Genomic DNA, 16,958 nt, shown 5'->3' with positions numbered 1-16,958 from the left:
GGCTTCACCGTTCCGGAGACTGCAGAGCGCTGGCGGCAACACGGCGGCTGCTCCTGGCAACACGAACGAGCTGCGGGAGCTCGGAAGGTTCCGCGGCCGGCGACACCCCCGCGAGCGTGGCTGCCGCCTTGGCGATACTGCGCTGCTGCAGCAGGGTCTTGGCCGACAGGTTCAGCCCGGCCTGGTTCGCACGCGCCACGATCTGGAAGATATGGATCGAATCCGCGCCAAGCATGAGCAGATCGTCCGCCACACTGATTCTCCCCTGTCCAAGAACCTCGGCACAAATGTCCGCCAGGATCGTTTCGGCTTGATTGCCGGGCGCGACATAAGTGCCCGACAACTCGTTCGCGGATGTCTCGCTCGGCTTGGGCAGGGAACGGCGGTCGAGCTTGCCACTCGACCCACGCGGCATGGCGTCAAGGCGGACCCACTGACTGGGTATCATATAATCAGGCAGGTCCCGGCCGAGGGCATTGCGAAGAGCCTCGATGCTGGGTGCGCTCGAGGCAGGCGCCTCGTAATAAGCCACGAGCCTGGGATCCCCTGGATTGTCTTCGCGCAGGATCACCGCATTGACGTCGAGGCCAGCCTTGCCGAGCGCGGCCTCGATCTCGCCGAGCTCGATGCGAAAGCCTCGCAGCTTCACCTGATGGTCGTTGCGCCCCAGAAGCTGAAGGCGGCCACCCGGCATGAGGCGGGCGAGATCTCCCGTACGATAGAGCCGCGCGCCGGGCGTGCCCGAAACACTGTCCGCAATGAACTTTTCGGCAGTCAGGTCGGGCCGGTGGAAATAGCCACGGGCGACGCCGTCGCCGCCGATATGGAGTTCGCCCACCACGCCGAGCGGCTGCACGCGATCGAACTTGTCGAGCACGTGGAACTGCGTGTTGGCGATGGGGTGGCCGACCGTGATCGGATCCGGGCCCGGACGGATATGGGCGACCGACGACCAGATCGTCGTCTCGGTCGGTCCATACATGTTCCACAGCTCGCCATCATTCTGGACCAATTGATCCGCCAGGCTGCGCGGCATCGCTTCGCCGCCGCAGAGCATCTTCAGCTTCGGCGAAGGCTTGAAACCGGATTCCAGCAGGATCACCCAGGTGATCGGCGTTGCCTGCATCACGGTGGCGCCGCAGCCTTCCAGACGCTTGAGCAGGGCCTGGCCATCGGCCGTCTCGCTCTGGGGTGCGATGACCACGCTGCCCCCGCAAGCCAGCGGCAGATAGAGCTCGAGCGCTGCGATGTCGAAGGAGATCGTGGTGACGGCCAGCAGCCGGTCTTCGGCGGTGAAGCCCGGCACCTGGCGCATCGAGGCCAGGAAATTGGCGACGCAGCCATGCGTCACTTCGACCCCTTTGGGCTTGCCCGTCGAGCCGGAAGTGAAGATGACATAGGCGAGATCCTCGCCGGTCGCCCTGGCCACCGATGCGGGCAAGGGCTGGCGTGCGGCAATCGCGTCACGGTCGCGATCGACCAGGACCGTCACGGCCGCAGCCGAAGCAATGTCTTCATAGGCTGCCTGGGTCACCACAGCGGCGACTTCAGCTTCAGCCAGAATGCCATTGAGCCGGGCTGTCGGGTGATTGGTCGCGAGCGGAACATAGGCACAGCCTGCCTTCAGCACGGCCAGCAGTGAGACGAGCATGTCCAGCGAGCGATCGACCAGCACGGCAATGCGTGCGCCCTTGCCAAGACCGCGATCATGCAAATGCGCAGCGAGCTGGCCGGCGCGCCGGTCGAGTTCGCCATAGGTGAGTTGCTGATCCTCGAAGAGCGCGGCGACGCCCCCCGGATTGGCCACTGACTGGGCTTCGATCAGACCATGAATGGTGAGCAGGTTCGGATCGGAAGGCGCAGGCAAGGACGGTCCGGCCAGGGTGGCCGGCACATCGCCGGCGGCCAGCAATGACAAACGCTCGATCGGCGTGGTCACGTCATCGGCGATCGCCTGCAGCAAGGCACGGTAATGCCCCAGCCAGCGGCGGACCGTCGCCTCGTCGAAGAGATCGGCATTGTAGTCGCAATCGATGCGCAAGCCGTTGGCGGATTCCGTCACATTCGCAAAGAGATCGAAGGTGGAGAAGCGCTTGGGGTTGGGAACGACTTCGGTCGTCAGCCCAGGAAACGCCAAGTCTCCGCCCAGGCGCTCCACGTTGAACTGGACTTCGGCGAGCGGCAGCCGGCTGGCATCGCGCGGGAGCGTCAGCTTGCGCAGGATCGTGCCGAGCGTGCAGCTGCGATGGTCATAGGCCTCCAGCACGCTCTGCTTGGTGACGGCCAGAAAATCGGCAAAGCTCATGCCGTCCTGCCAGCTCGCATGCAGCGGCAGCAGATTGACGCAATGGCCGACCAGTGCCCTGTCGTCCTCGATCAGCGATTGGCCAGCGGCCGGTATGCCGACCACCACTTCATTCTGGCCGGCAAGACGGCCCATCAGGATCTCGAAGGCAGCGAGCAAGGTAGCAAACAAGGTGCTGCCGCGTTTGGCTCCAGCCTTGCGGACCGCCTCATAGAGCGGCCTTTCGATGGCGAACTGGACCGATCCACCGTTGAAGGTCTTGATCGGCGGCCGCGCGCGATCACAGGGCAGCTCGAGAGGCGGCGGCGCGGTGCGGAACTGCCCGACCCAATAGGCTTCGTCATCAGCCACTTCCTGCACGGTCTGGGCGTAGCAGCTGAAGGGGAGCGGTTCGGCCAGTACGGGCTGGCTGTTCTCGACTTTGGCTCGATAGAATTCCGAGAGTTCGCCGATCAGCACATTGATCGACCAGCCGTCGCAGACGATGTGATGGGCGGTAAAGACGAGGACGTGCCGATCCGGCGAGAGCCGAACCAGTTCGCCGCGCACCAGCGGGCCGCCGACCAGGTCGAAAGCTCTCCTGGCATCCTGTTCGATCCGCATCTTCAGCGCCTGTTGCGGCGAGGCCTCCCCGGAAACATCCACCAGCGGCAGCTCCAGACGAAGCTCAGGTGCAAAGCTCATGCGGGTGCCGGTCGTATCGAAATGGATACGCAGCGCATCGTGTCGCGCAATGACGTCGTTGAGCGATGCGCGCAGGGCTTGCGTGTCGAGGGCTCCCTCGAAACTCAGGCTGATGGATTCGTTGAAGGCACAGGAGGCCTCGTCGCCGAGCTGCGCCGAGAGCCAGACCTCGGTCTGGGAAGCGGTCGGTGCAATGGGACCGGTCGGTGAGGCCATTTTGGCTGCCGCTCCGGTCTTGCCGTCGCCGCCTGCAAGCGGAGGGCCACCGGGCAGCATGCCGTCGGCCTGCATGGCTTCGATGCTCTCGCGGAAAGCCCGCACGATCCGCGCGACATCCTCGTCCGTATGCTCGGTGGTCAGGAAGCAGGGGAAGCCCTCATGCACATAGATGCCGCGGGCGCGCAGATGATAGTAGAGCAGGCTGCCAAAGCGGTAGTCATGGCTCGGATTGATGTAGAACAGGCTGCCAAAGCTCGGGACCGGCAGGGACAGGCCGCACGCGGCGAAACAACCAGACAGCTGTTCGGCCAGGCGCCCCATGCGGGCCGAAACCTCCTCCTGCAAGGCCGGCCCCCTGGCCTTCAGATGCTCGAGCACCGCCTCGAGCGCGGCCAGGACCAGCGGATGGCGCACGAAGGTGCCGGCAAAGAAGGTGACCCCGACTTCCGGATAGGACTCGTCGCCATAGCGCCAGTCGCCACCGTCGAGCGCGTCCATGAAGCTGGCCTTACCGGCCAGCACGCCCACGGGCAGCCCGCCGCCGACCACCTTGCCGTAGCAGGCGAGATCGGCCTTGATGTCGAACAGGTGCTGCATGCCCGCTGGGTGCATGCGGAAGCCCGTGACCACCTCGTCGAACACCAGCGCAGTGCCGGACGCTTCGGTCACGGCGCGAACCTGCTTGAGGAATTCGACCGGGCGCAGGTCCGGGCGGCGGCTCTGTACCGGCTCGACCACCACGGCGGCGAGTTCTTCCGCATGCTCGCGGATCCAGGCCAGAGCCTCCTCGGAGCCGTATTCCAGCACGGTGACGTTCTCGACCGACTGCGGCGGAATACCCGGTGCCACCGGCAAAGTGCGATGTTCGCCCTGACGGACCTGCCCCCTGACCAGCACTTCGTCGAACTGGCCGTGATAGTCGCCGGCGAACATGACGACGCGCTTGCGCCCAGTGACCGTACGCGCCACCCGCATGGCTGCCATCACCGCTTCCGAGCCGGTGTTGCAGAAGGTGGCGCGCTCATTGCCGGTCATCTCGCAGAAGAGAGCCGCAACCTTGCCCGCCCTTGCGGATTGCGGGCCGATGGCGAAGCCTTCCTGCAACTGTCTGTCGACCGCCTCGACCACGAAATCCGGGGCATGGCCAAACATCGTCTGGCCATAGCCATTGACCAGATCGATATATTCGTTGCCGTCGACGTCCCAGATCCGCGAACCCTTCGAGCGGGCCGCGATCACGGGATAGACCATCTCCTTCCAGTCAGGATTGAAGCCGGAGGCTGCGCGTGGGTCGGCCAGGACGTTGCGATAATCCTGCGTCAGCTGCTTGGAGCCGGGGCTGCGGGCATTCCAGAGCGAGGTAAGCGCCTCGATATGGCTGCGCTGGCGGGCATCGAGCCCCTGATCCTGCGACTTCTGGCTGTTCTTGTAGACGGCGAAGCGCGACGGCAATTCCTTGACCGGGGCCGCATCTGCCTGAGGTGCTGCGGCAGGCTGCGGGGCGGCCGCGGCCTGAAGCGCAGGCGTCGGGGAAGGAAACACGGGGGGTGCCATCACGGCCTGGACAGCCGGAGCCTGCAATACCGCCCCACCACGCAGCACTTCGAGTTGCTGCTGCATCAGATGCGCCATGACCTGAAGCTGGTCGCGCATCAAGCCCTCCACGCCAGCTCCCGTACCGGCAAGCGGCAACGCAGTCGAAAGGAGAGGCGCAGATTGGCCGACCGGCGAAACAACATTGGGAACCGGTGCGGCGACCGGAGCCACTGCAACCGGAACCGGAACCGGCGCCGGTGCAGGTGCGAATTTTTCGGGCGGCAACGCCGCTGCGACATGTTCCGTCAGAGCCTCGATGCTGCCGAGATCCCCCAACAGGGCGCGGAAGGTGATCTTGAGGCCGAACTTGTTCAGGAGCTCCTGGGCAGCCTGGGTCAGGAACAGGGAGTCGAAGCCCATTTCCAGGAAGGTCGTGCCGGGTTCGGCAGAGGCCACGTCCTCGCCGGACAGGTCGGCGAAGATCGAGATAATAGCGGCCTTGATGGTGTCGGTGCGGGCGGTCATATCGGACATCACGTTTTGCTCGGGGAGCGGCATTGCGAGGATTTCGGCAGGCGGCGTATTGGCAGGAAGCGCCGGCTCGGATCGCGGAGCGACCGGCGGACTGGCCACAGCCGCGGAAGCAGGCTGGCGCGTGGGCGGCTCTATCCAGTGGCGCGTGCGCTCGAAGGGATAGGTCGGCAGAGGCACTCTGCGTCGCGTCGCCTCGCTCGACTGCAAGGCCCAGTCGACGGCCACGCCGGCAGTCCACAACCGGCCCACAGCCTCCGCTACGGTATCCTGGTCGGGCCGCTCGCGTGCCGCGTCGGGCAGGCAGGAAACCACGGTCCGGCCCCGCGCCGCACCCTGCAGCGACAGCGTGGTCAAGGTGTTGCCGGCGCCGACTTCAAGCAGGATCGCCGCCGTATCGCCGAGCAGAAGCGCCAGGCCGTCGGCAAAGCGTACCGGCTCGCGGAAATGCCGCGCCCAATAGTCGGGCGATGTTGCAGCCTCAGCCGTGATCCATTGGCCCGTGACGCCGGAGACATAAGGAATGGCGGGCGCCCTCAGTCCGATCTTGCGCACCTCCTCGGTGAAGGGGGCGAGGATCGGGTCCATCATGGGGGAATGGAAGGCATGCGAGGTGTGGAGTCGGCGACTGACGACACCGCGTGCCTTCAGCTGCGCTTCCAGCGTATCGATGGCGTCGTCCGGCCCGGATGCGACACACAAGGCTGGGCCGTTGATGGCAGCGATGGCAAGATCGGCGCCGAGCAAAGGCACAAGCTCCGCCTCGGGCAGCCTCACCGCCAGCATGCCTCCCGGCGGAAGGTCCTGCATCAGGCGACCACGGGCGGCGACGAGCGGCAGCACCTCTTCGAGCGTAAAAACCCCGGCCAGGCAGGCTGCGACGAATTCGCCGACGCTGTGCCCGATCATCGCGCGCGGCACGATCCCCCGGGCGATCCACAAACGGGCCAATGCATACTCGACCGCGAAGATCGCAGGCTGGGCATAGCAGGTGGCAGCCAGCTGCTTGTGATCATCGGCCTCGCGCCTGCCGGGATAGAGCAGGTCCTTGAGATCGCGCTCCAGATGCGGCCGCAGGATCGCCGCACAACGGTCGATGTCGGCCCGGAAGCCTGGTTCGGCCTCGTAGAGACTACGCCCCATGTCGGGATATTGCGATCCCTGTCCGGGGAACATGAACACGACGCCAGGATCGCTGGCGGCCTTGAAGACACGCGCCGCCGGGTCGTTCAGGGCCGCGACGGCTGCCGGGATATCACTGGCAGCGGCGGACCAGCGATAGTCGAAAGCCTTGCGTCCGAGCTGCAGCGTGTGCGCGACGTCCGAGAGTTCCAGCCCGGGATTGGCAGACAAGTATCCGGCCAGAGCCGAGCGGGCCTTGCCCAAAGCTGCTTCGCTGCGGGCCGACACAGTGAGGATCTCGACGCCCTTTGCCGCTGGACGCGGCGTCGGCATCGGCGCCTCTTCCAGCACCACATGCACATTGGTGCCACCGACGCCGAAGGCGCTGACGCCCGCCCGGCGCGGCTCCGGCCCCTCCTGCCAGTCCCTCAGCGCCGCATTGACGAAGAATGGGCTGTTTTCGATGTCGAGACGCGGATTGGGCTTCTTGAAGTGCAGGGTCGCCGGCAACTGGCGGTTTTCGAGGCTGAGCGCCGTCTTGATGAAACCGACCACGCCAGCAGCCGCGTCGAGGTGGCCGACATTGCTCTTGACCGACCCGATTGCGCAATACTGCCTGCCCGCGTCGCCCGTGGCGCGGAAAGCCTTGGTCAGGCCTGCAATCTCGATCGGGTCCCCGAGCGGCGTTGCGGTACCATGGCATTCGACATAGCTGATCGAGCGGGGATCGACCCCGGCATTGGCATGCGCCATCATGATGGCAGCCGCCTGGCCATCGGAGCTCGGCGCGGTGTAGCCGACTTTGGCCGAACCGTCATTGTTGACGCCGCTGCCGCGCACCACGGCATAGATATGATCGCCGTCGGCAAGCGCGTCCTCGAGCCGCTTCAGCAGCACGGCGCCGGCGCCGCTACCGAAGACGGTGCCTCTGGCGTCGGCGTCGAAGGTGCGGCAATGGCCATCCTCCGACACCATGCCGCCTTCCTGGGTCAGATAGCCGCGCTTCTGCGGGAAGGTGATCGAAACGCCGCCGGCAATGACCATGTCGCTCTGGAACAGCAGCAATTGCTGGCAAGCCTGCGCGATCGCCATCAGCGAGGTCGAGCAAGCCGTGTTCAAGCTGAAGCTCGGTCCGTTCAGGTTGAATTTGTAGGACACTCGCGTCGCCAGAAATTCACGACTGGCGCCGAGCAGCATCGGATATTGCCCGACCTGGAAGGCATTGGTGAAATCCTCCGACACGTTGCGATTGCCGACGACGTGATGGAGGAAATAGGTGTTCATGCTGCAACCGGCGATGACGCCGATGCTGCCGGGATAGCTTGCCGGATCGTAGCCACCGTCCTCGAGCGCTTCCCAGGCGCATTCGAGGAAGATGCGATGCTGCGGGTCAGTCAGTTCTGCCTCGCGCGGATACATGCCGAAGAACTCGGCGTCGAAAAACTCGACATCGGGCAGGATCGGACGGGCCCGCACGAAATTGGGCGCCCGCCGAATGTCGGGCCCGTACGTATCTTCGAGCTCGCTGTCCTCGAAACGGGTGATCGATTCCACACCGTTGCGCAGATTCTGCCAGAATTCGCCGACAGTGCGGGCACCGGGAAAGCGGCCCGCCATGCCGATCACGGCAATGGCGTTGAGGGGAGGGTCGGAGATGGAGCTCACCTTGCCGCTCCCATCTGGCGCTGGCGCATGCGCTGGAGCGCCTCGGCCTGCTGGCGGGCGCGCAGATTCTCCGGCCTGGCGGCCGGGCTCGCGGCAGGCGCGGAACTCGAGCGGATGAAATTGGCGAGAGCCGTGATGGTGGGACGCTCGAACACGTCGCTCAAACGAAGCTCAGGATGGATACTCTCCTGGATTTCGTTGAGAACAGTCAGGATCTGCAGCGAACTTCCACCCTGATCGAAGAAATTGATCTTGGTGCTGACGTCGGGCACGGACAGAACCCGCGACCAGATGGCCGCAATTTTCTGCTCAAGCTCGTCACGCGCCTCCGGCACGATCGGGCTGGCCGCGAAAGTCGGGCTGGGCAGCGCTTTGCGGTCGAGCTTGCCGTTCTCGGTCATCGGCAATTCGCCGAGGTCGACGAAGGCGAAGGGAAGCATGTAGTCCGGCAAGGTCTGCGCCAGATGTGCCTTCAGGGTGGCGGCATCGGCCGGAGTGGCCGAAGGCACGATATAGGCGACCAGCTTCGCCTCCCCGGGGCCATCCGTGCGAGCGATCACAGCACAAGCCGTAACGGCAGGATGGCGCATGAGCTGGTTTTCGATTTCACCCGTCTCGATGCGGAAGCCGCGGATCTTAACCTGGTGATCGCTGCGCCCGAGATATTCGAGGTCACCGTCCGCCGTACGCCGGACGAGATCGCCGGTCTTGTACAACTTCTCGGCTGCCTGACCTTCCGAGGGCTGCCAGTCGATGAAACGCTCCGCCGTCAGCTCGGGACGGTTCAGATAGCCCAGGCACACCCCCTCCCCGCCGACATAGATCTCGCCTTCCTCGCCCACCGGGACAGGCCTGCGGTTCTCGTCGAGCACATGGATGGTCAGATCGGGGATCGGCACGCCGATCAGGCTTGCCCGGTTGCTGTCGAGCTCGGACGCAGACACGGGACGATAGGTGACGAACACAGTGGTTTCGGTGATGCCATACATGTTGATGATGCGTGGCTTGGCATCGCCATAGCGGTTGAACCACGGCCGCAGCATCTGGAACTCGAGGGCTTCGCCGCCGAGGATCACATAGCGCAAGGCGAGGGCCGACGCTTCCGGGCGGCGGCGCTCCACCTCGATCAAAGTGCGAAAAGCGGATGGCGTCTGGTTGAGCACGGTCACCTGCTCGCGAACGAGCAGGTCCAGGAAATCCTCGGGCGAGCGGCTGACGCGATGGGGCACCACAACCACGCGGCCGCCATAGACCAGCGCGCCCCAGATCTCCCACACGGAGAAGTCGAAGGCATGCGAATGGAAGAAGGTCCACACATCCTGCGGGCCGAAGCCGAACCAGTGGTCGGTTGCGTGGAACAGCCGCACGACGTTGTGGTGGGTCAGCCGGCATCCCTTCGGGCGGCCGGTGGAGCCCGACGTATAGATGACGTAGATGAGCGACTGGGGATCGATGGCGATGTCCGGATTCGTGGCCGGTTCAGTGCCGAGGCTATCGGCGTCCTGATCCAGCAGAATCATCGGCAGATCGCTCGGCGGCAGCGCCGGGCGGCCGCTGGCCGTGGTCACGAATGCCAGGGGCCGGGCATCCTCCAGCGTGAAGGTCAGGCGCTCGCGCGGATAGCTCGGATCGAGCGGCAAATAGGCAGCACCCGATTTCATGATGCCCAGCATGCCCACGATCATGTCGATCGACCGCTCCAGGCCGATGGCGACCAACGTGTTGGGCTTCACGCCCATCTTGAGCAGGCGATGAGCGAGCTGGTTGGCGCGCGCGTTCAACTCACCGAAGGTGATCGAAACGCCGTCACAGGTCACCGCAAGGCTGTCGGGGCGAAGCGCGGCCTGCTCGCTGATCAATTGATGGACGGAAAGGTTGGTTTGAAACATACTCACGGAGCCCCCATGCAAAATCGTGTACAGTGCCCCGGAGGATCGTTCCGCCGCAGGCCGTGCCGCCAAGCCGTCGTTGCCGACGCCTACAGCACCGATGTGATATCCATTGCTTTCCTTCGGCCCGTCGGGACGGCCAGAGGTGCCGAGCTTACGATTGCGCGCGAACCGGAATATCCTGGCTTTCGGACGCTTCGTGTGCGTTTTCACACATTCCCCAGCAACCCAGTCCCATAATTGCGCCGAACATTCCCAGATCAGCTATTGCCTTTCTCATTCCAGATATGCGTGAGAAATACTTCAATATCGACATAAACATATGTTTCGAAAACATGCGTGAATTTACCGTGAAACGAAAAAATCTTCGCACGTAGATTTCAAAAACTACAAGGCACACTACATTCTACGAAGGAATTATTGAGGTGGTATACCTCTTTCGCTCTCTTGACGCCGAAAAACCAAAATGACCTTTGCGGAAACCAAGAAAACAGTTGAAGCTCAATGCAGACCCAAAGAACCCATCCAGCGAAACACTGCGATTATTGTAGAGTTTGAAGATCACGGCCTCAATTCGGGAAATTGAATGCCCTCCCCCCACCCGATAGGCAAAATCGGACCAAAAGGAGTAGGCTCCATCGATCCCTGAGACTCACGCCCCTACCCCGATAGCCGTAAGGCACAGGGCTGAAGGTGGGAGTGACGGCTCAAACGCCTCCGCCATCGCTCGACCCGGGAGAGGTTGCGCGCCGGCCTCGATGCTGATCGAGTGGAATCAGTCAACCGCCACGCCAGTTGAATCCAAGCTTTCGATGCCGCTTCCCCTGCTCATCCCCCCTACTCCACACGACGTTCATGTCTGGCAATGGAGCCTTGACGCCGACGAAGACGACTTCGAGCGCAACTGGCAGGTCTTGTCGGGGGAGGAGCGCGGTCGCGCTGACAAATTCCGCTTCGAGCGGCATCGTCGCCGCTTCGTGGCGGCGCGCGGAAGGCTTAGGCAAATTCTTGCCGACTATCTCGCGGTATCGCCGCAAGCGGTTGGTTTCGGCTATAGCGCCGAAGGCAAGCCCTTCTGCACGACCCAGCCTTCGGAATGGCGGATCTGCTTCAATCTGAGCCATAGCGAAAACACGGCTGCCCTCGCCGTCGCGAACGACTGCGAAATCGGCATCGACATCGAGCATATCCGCCCGATCGAGGACAGCATCGCATCGCAGGTATTTTCACCTGCCGAGCACACACAATTCGAGGCACTGCCAGCCGGCGTGCGGCAAGGCGTCTTCTTCGAGAATTGGGCGCGCAAGGAAGCGTGCCTGAAGGCGCTCGGCACGGGCTTTGCTCACCCGCCAACCCATTTCGAATTCGATCTTGCCATCCGGGGCGACACGGCACCCCGCTTCGTCGGTGGCGATCCCGACGAAGCGAAATGTTGGCGTATTCACGCTCTGAGATCCGCTATGAACCGCACTGGCTCGGTGGCAGCACGGCGCCTCGATTGGTCGATCGTCGAAATGGCTTGACGGACAGCACCAGCCACTCTGCCGATACGCCAGACAAGCAGCATGCCGAGGGCTTGCGGCCCTTGGACGCCCTATGACACCTCAGAATGTGGCGCCAGCTCCTGGCGACGGCATCCAGCCCACATTCCCAAGGCGACTGGGATGAGCCCGGAGCCTTCCTGGCCTCGGGCATCGAAATTTGCGCTTCTCCAGCCAATTGGCTCGCAAACTCAACGATTGCGGCTTAAGCTGCAACCGCGTGGACTTGCGTTTCGGAACGCAGGACCGAACCTGTGATCTGGCCGGCTGCAGCGATCCCGGCGCGCATCTCCTCGCTGATCTCGAAGAGACCGGCATAGGTCATCACGCGGCCGATTCTGGTCGGCACACCAATGACGTCCGCCGGGCAGTTGGCCAGCTTGAAGATGCGGGCCATGCGGGCATCGTAGACAGACACCACGAAATCGATGCCAGCAAGCATGCCGACCTCGACGATGCCGCACAGCAGCTCCGTCGTCACCGAATGCAGGCGACGGTTGCCGTCATTGGCCAAGTCGGGGTCGATCGCGAAGCGGGAGCTTTCCCAAATGAGCGGGCTCTCCACAATTTCGCCATCCGGCAACAGTACTGAGAAGACATCGCGCAGCATATTCGGGCCGGTCGTAGGCAACAGGCGCAGACCGCCCTCCACACGACCCGTGTATTGATTTCGCGATATCAAGTAGACAGGATCACAATCGTCGAAATAGTCTATCTCGCGACCGTTGGAAACATTAACGTCCCAATCAAGCCTGTCTTTAAAGACCCTCGCACGCATCTCGTAAAGTGCATCCAGGGTTTCAGTATGTAAATGACGTTCGTAACTTTGAATGACTTCAATCATCGAACAGACCCTCCGTCGGAATCTGCTCGAATTTATTGGTCACTTATTCCCTTAGAAATACGGCGTATTTGACGGGTTACCTCGATCCGAAAAAAATGCTCATATTCATTGCCTTGGCGACGGCATGAGTAACATTAGTTGCATTCAGTTTTGCTCGAGCCAGGTCGAGGTAAAACCGCACCGTCCGATCCGAAAGGGAGAGTATCGTCGCAGTTTCCGAGACCGTCTTGCCGCGGGCAACCCATTTCAGGCATTCGATCTCACGCGGAGAAAGATGGACTTCCTCTTCTTCAACCGCCTCCGTACGCAGGATGGCATTGTGGATATGGTAGGCCAAGACCTGGAAGTCGCGCTGGAAGGCCCCTAACGTCTGATCCCATTCCTGATCGGAGACGTCGCTGGTGATGGTGAAGAGGGCGCGCTCGCCATGGCGGCCGCGGATAGGGAAGGTCAGGCCCTGACGCCCCAGCCCGAATTCGGCGGCCTCGCCGAAAAAGGCTCGGAGCTTCGACCCCTTCAGGTCGAATTTGCGCCAGTCAATGGGCAGGACGGCCGAAAACCCCTCCCTTAGAACCGGATCTATTCTAACGTAATTCTCGCTCTTATAGTGTTCAACCCAATCATCGGAGTAAGTAACGGCCAAATAGGGATCGTCACCATTAGAGCTAGGAATATTTACAGCAAAATAGGCCGCCGTACGCAACCCGTAACTCTGAACAACACGATTCAGCATCCCTTTTACGTCACGAGACGTCGGTACACTGCCAATTTCATCGACAATATCATAATATATCTTGTCGAGCGCTCTCATATGCCGCCCCCTAAACCTCGGGGCGGTATGATAGTGCAAAACGTAGCGGGATGCTAGTTCCTAGATTACTTCTTGGGTGCCCGGCGGGATAGAATGAAGACTTGGATTATATACTTCGATGTCTCTTTAAATCTCGAAAGAAGAATGGCAGCACTCTGAGTTCATTTCAGTCCGATGCCAGTTAGTAACCAACCAACCAAGGTTGATCGGTTGAATATCTGTCAAGAAACGACAACCGTTTCAACCTTCGATACGACGATGTTTCGCCATTCCCGCGAACGGTGGGGTCGAACCGATGATAAACAAGGGTCACGACGCAATGCCTAAAGTTCAACAAGGTCAATCGATGGTCACCATCGATGACGACACCGGCACGATCACCATCGATCTGGTGGCTTATGGGCCGGTGCGAATCGTGATGACGGCCGATGGCGACATCGAGGTCGAGGGTCGCAGCATCCTGAACACGGCTCATTGGACGAGTTTTGGCAACGAGCTTCCCAAGCGGGCCTAAAAGTCGCCGCCGGAAACCTGGCTGAGATCGACACACTCTGCTGAATGACATGAAGCCCGGGCGGTCATGCTGCCGCGGGTTTCCGTCATGTCTTGATCTGCAGGGCACCGCCAAGGATGCCCACATGGCAGGTCCCTCCTATGGGCATCGGCAAGGCCGCCATGCGCGGATATGTGTGGCCAGCGTCGCTCCTCGATGATTTCCAAGGGCAGCGCGACGCCATCGTCTTTCCGCAAACATCCAATCCCGCCGGCACTCTATCCACGAGGACACCCCAAACCGAGCTTCTGGGCTTGGCTCATCGCGCTCTATTGCTCCTGCCCCAAGCGCTGTCACATACCCGCATAGGCGCAATGCTATCGACAGATAGCAATCTCATGGCTTCCATGTTGCGGATACGGCACCACCACGCTTGCAGTGCCTAGAGGCGCGCCCGGCATGGCTGCGCCGACTTGCCGATCGCGCGCATGGGCCGCATGGCCTGAAGGCAATGTGCGAAATCGCACATCGCAGCCCTGCGCCATGGTGTTTCTCACTGAGAGGATGGGTGTCCACCCATCGTGTTGAGGAAGAGTGTCGAATCCAAGTCATGCCGCGCCAATTCCACGCGCCACGACGCCGGCGTATTGAATATTTCCCCAAAAAGGAAACTGTCTCCGCCTTGGATTGCGAGAATATGGAAGTTTGACATTTCGCTGAAAGTCCTTGCCTATTTCGCGATTGAAGGAGGGGAAGCAGGTGAGATCGATCGGTGAAAGTGGCCTGACACACGAGGGAGAGCGTTACTTGAAGATCCCCGTTTGTGTAATCGACAAGCGAGCCTTCTGGCGCGATTGTCTGACGATGTGCTTGACGGCCTCTTCCGCAAACCTTGCTGCCGTCGGCTATGACACCATCGATGATTGGCTGACAGCCTCCACGCATGCCCCTTCGACGATCATCCTGCTATGCGCCACCAGCGAGGAAGGCACGGCCCGAGCCATACAGTCCGGGCTCGATCGCATTCTCTCCAGCGTGCCGGGCGCGCGCGTGGTCCTCCTATCCGATATCGACAATCCGGCGACGATGGTCTCCGCCTTGGAACGCGGGGCACGCGGCTTCGTAACCATGAGCCTCAGCCTGGAAGTGGCGATCGAGGCAATCCGCATCGTGAATGTCGGCGGCACCTTCGTTCCGGCCAGTGGCCTGTTGTCGGCACGCCAGGGCTTTACAGCCCAGCTCGATGGCCAACCGCCCGCTGTGGAGGGGCGGCCGCATTTCACCGAACGGCAGCTGGCAATCATCGCCTGCGTACGCAAGGGCGAGCCGAACAAGATCATCGCCCACAAGCTCAATATGACCGAAAGTACGGTCAAGGTTCACATCCGCAACATCATGCGCAAGATCAAGGCCAAGAACCGCACCGAAGTTGCGTTTCTGACCAACGAGTTGCTGCTTCCCAACGAAACTTCGAGCGACTGAGACAGACGCCGTAGCAGCGGATATGGAACGGGCTGGAACAGGATCGCTTCCTGGCGGTGCCGGCGCCTTGTCTTGCAAACGCAACTCCCCGGCCCTGCTCCTTCAGCGACGTCTTGTTCTCCTGCTCGAGGATGGCTACTGGCTTGTCCATCATCGTTGGAGGACGTGACATGCCCGGAACCATCCGGATTCTCGACGGCGGCATGAGCCGGGAACTGCTTCGCCTCGGCGCCGAGCTGCGCCAACCCGAATGGTCCGCGCTCGCTTTGATGGAGGCTCCCGACATCGTCCGCCGGGTTCATGCCGAGTTCATCGAGGCTGGAGCCGAGGTGATCACCACCAACAGCTACGCCCTGGTCCCCTTCCATATCGGTGAGCAGCGCTTCCGCGAGCAGGGGCCAGCCCTGATCGACCTCGCCGGCCGCCTCGCCCGGCAGGCCGCCGACAGCAATTCCGGCCGCAAGGTGCTGGTGGCAGGATCGCTGCCGCCGATCTTCGGCTCCTATGAACCCGAACGCTTCGATCCTTCCCGCGTCCAGGGCTATCTGGAAGTGCTGGTCGCCGGCCTCGCTCCCCACGCCGATGTCTGGCTCGGCGAAACCCTCAGCCTGATCGCCGAAGGCGAGGCCGTGCGCCAGGCCGTGGCCGCCACAGGCAAGCCATTCTGGGTCTCCTTCACCCTGGCCGACGAAGTGGGCGCCGAGGACGGCGAGCCGCAGTTGCGCTCCGGCGAAAGCGTGGCCGATGCCGCTGCCTGGGCGGCCGGGTCAGGGGCCGAAGCGCTGCTCTTCAATTGCAGCCGGCCCGAGGTGATGGGGAAGGCCGTGCGCGTAGCCGGCAAGATCCTGCGCGAGCGGCAATCAGATCTCGAAATCGGCGTCTATGCCAATGCCTTCGAGGAGCAGGACGGGGACGGCGCCGCCAACGAGACCCTGCACGGCACGCGGGAGGACCTGACGGCCATGGCCTATTCCCGCTTTGCCTGTGACTGGGCCGAAGCGGGCGCCACCCTGATCGGCGGCTGCTGTGGCATCGGCGCGCGGCATATACACAGCCTCGCAACCGCCTTGAGACGCTGAACCTGGCAACCGCGGCGGCGGACCACGCCGGCCTCCGGTGGAGAGGTACGCCGCAATATCCTCGGCTTATCCGGCTCGCCCCAAGGCAATGGCCGATCCGGTAAAGGGCAGGACGAGATCGTAACCGGTCGGGGGCGGCGAGATCGGCGTAGTCGCCGCGGTACCGAACTGGGTGATGCCGGCCCCAACAGCCTCGGCGAGATCGTAGTGCTTTCCCGCAAATTCGAATGCACGGCTCGCGATCAGGCGCGCCGAGAACATGTTGGTGCCTATGATGGCTCCGCTTGTTTGCGCGAGGGAAGCGTCAACCGTGGTGCCGACCACCAGGCTGGTGCGGCGGAAGGTGGCAATGCACTCGCCCAGGGCGAAGGAGGCTGGATCGGCAAAGGTCGCCTCTGGCCGGCGCTGCAGATACAGCGAGAATTCGCCGACCGGATCGAGGCCAAGCGAAAGTGCACCATTGTCGATCCCGTTCGCCTTGAACGGCGTGGCGGCGAAGGTGAAATACGCCGTCGTCTCTGCCGGCTTGCCATCGAACAGCGGCGCATCTGCAAACGGCAAATGCAGGAAGTAGCCGTAGTCGGCCAGTGAGCCATCATTGGCGCGGTAGAAGCGCCCGGTGGCGTACCAGGCAAGTTCGGCTGTCATCAAGGCGGTCATGAAGAGTCCTCTGCAGGAAAGGGACGTTACTTCATAGACCGGGAGCAAAGCGCATTCACGACCATATGCTTGTTTGCTCTGAATTTGAGAACTTGAA

At 62.3% G+C, this 16,958-nt stretch carries 9 protein-coding genes; 4 read left to right on the top strand and 5 right to left on the bottom strand.

The annotated features are described in order from the left end of the window. Window positions 1-4: 4 nt before the first annotated feature. Both ACTJKX_RS28515 and ACTJKX_RS28510 read right to left on the bottom strand, forming a co-directional pair. Complete coding sequence (locus tag ACTJKX_RS28515; protein WP_440727305.1) at window positions 5-8,062, bottom strand: amino acid adenylation domain-containing protein; 8,058 nt, start codon at window positions 8,060-8,062, stop codon at window positions 5-7. Continuing rightward, window positions 8,059-9,951: an amino acid adenylation domain-containing protein gene (locus tag ACTJKX_RS28510; RefSeq protein WP_440727324.1), complete on the bottom strand. Its 1,893-nt coding sequence runs from the start codon at window positions 9,949-9,951 to the stop codon at window positions 8,059-8,061. The genes ACTJKX_RS28515 and ACTJKX_RS28510 overlap by 4 nt, the downstream gene beginning before the upstream one ends. Before the next feature lie 758 nt (window positions 9,952-10,709). Between ACTJKX_RS28510 and ACTJKX_RS28505 the strand changes: the two genes are divergently transcribed. Next, window positions 10,710-11,474, top strand: a complete 765-nt coding sequence (locus tag ACTJKX_RS28505; RefSeq protein ID WP_440727304.1) for a 4'-phosphopantetheinyl transferase family protein — start codon at window positions 10,710-10,712, stop codon at window positions 11,472-11,474. A gap of 223 nt (window positions 11,475-11,697) precedes the next feature. Here the strand turns inward: ACTJKX_RS28505 and ACTJKX_RS28500 are convergent, their stop codons facing one another. Both ACTJKX_RS28500 and ACTJKX_RS28495 read right to left on the bottom strand, forming a co-directional pair. Further along, on the bottom strand, window positions 11,698-12,336 hold the full coding sequence (locus ACTJKX_RS28500; protein WP_311935179.1) for an acyl-homoserine-lactone synthase: 639 nt from the start codon (window positions 12,334-12,336) through the stop codon (window positions 11,698-11,700). A gap of 76 nt (window positions 12,337-12,412) precedes the next feature. Continuing rightward, a complete protein-coding gene (locus ACTJKX_RS28495; protein ID WP_082980089.1) occupies window positions 12,413-13,147 on the bottom strand; it encodes a LuxR family transcriptional regulator in 735 nt (244 codons plus the stop codon). A 346-nt stretch (window positions 13,148-13,493) separates the two neighbouring features. Between ACTJKX_RS28495 and ACTJKX_RS28490 the strand changes: the two genes are divergently transcribed. The 3 genes from ACTJKX_RS28490 to ACTJKX_RS28480 all read left to right on the top strand — a co-directional run bounded on the left by ACTJKX_RS28490 (window position 13,494) and on the right by ACTJKX_RS28480 (window position 16,201). Beyond that, a complete protein-coding gene (locus ACTJKX_RS28490; RefSeq protein WP_156771738.1) occupies window positions 13,494-13,661 on the top strand; it encodes a hypothetical protein in 168 nt (55 codons plus the stop codon). Between the two features lie 849 nt (window positions 13,662-14,510). After that, window positions 14,511-15,122, top strand: coding sequence for a LuxR C-terminal-related transcriptional regulator (locus tag ACTJKX_RS28485; protein ID WP_440727303.1), 612 nt, complete (start codon window positions 14,511-14,513; stop codon window positions 15,120-15,122). Window positions 15,123-15,292: 170 nt separating this feature from the next. Next, on the top strand, window positions 15,293-16,201 hold the full coding sequence (locus tag ACTJKX_RS28480; RefSeq protein WP_440727302.1) for a homocysteine S-methyltransferase family protein: 909 nt from the start codon (window positions 15,293-15,295) through the stop codon (window positions 16,199-16,201). Window positions 16,202-16,267: 66 nt separating this feature from the next. On the opposite strand, the gene ACTJKX_RS28475 is transcribed toward ACTJKX_RS28480, so the two are convergent. Beyond that, window positions 16,268-16,861 carry a hypothetical protein gene (locus tag ACTJKX_RS28475; RefSeq protein WP_394308300.1) on the bottom strand — a complete coding sequence of 198 codons (594 nt, stop codon included), beginning with the start codon at window positions 16,859-16,861 and terminating at the stop codon, window positions 16,268-16,270. Window positions 16,862-16,958: the final 97 nt, after the last annotated feature.

The sequence above is a fragment of the Labrys sp. 22185 genome, assembly GCF_052045555.1.
GTDB lineage: Bacteria > Pseudomonadota > Alphaproteobacteria > Rhizobiales > Labraceae > Labrys > Labrys neptuniae.
The sequence above is the reverse complement of the archived record's forward strand: the minus strand, read 5'-3'. Positions and strand labels throughout refer to the sequence as shown.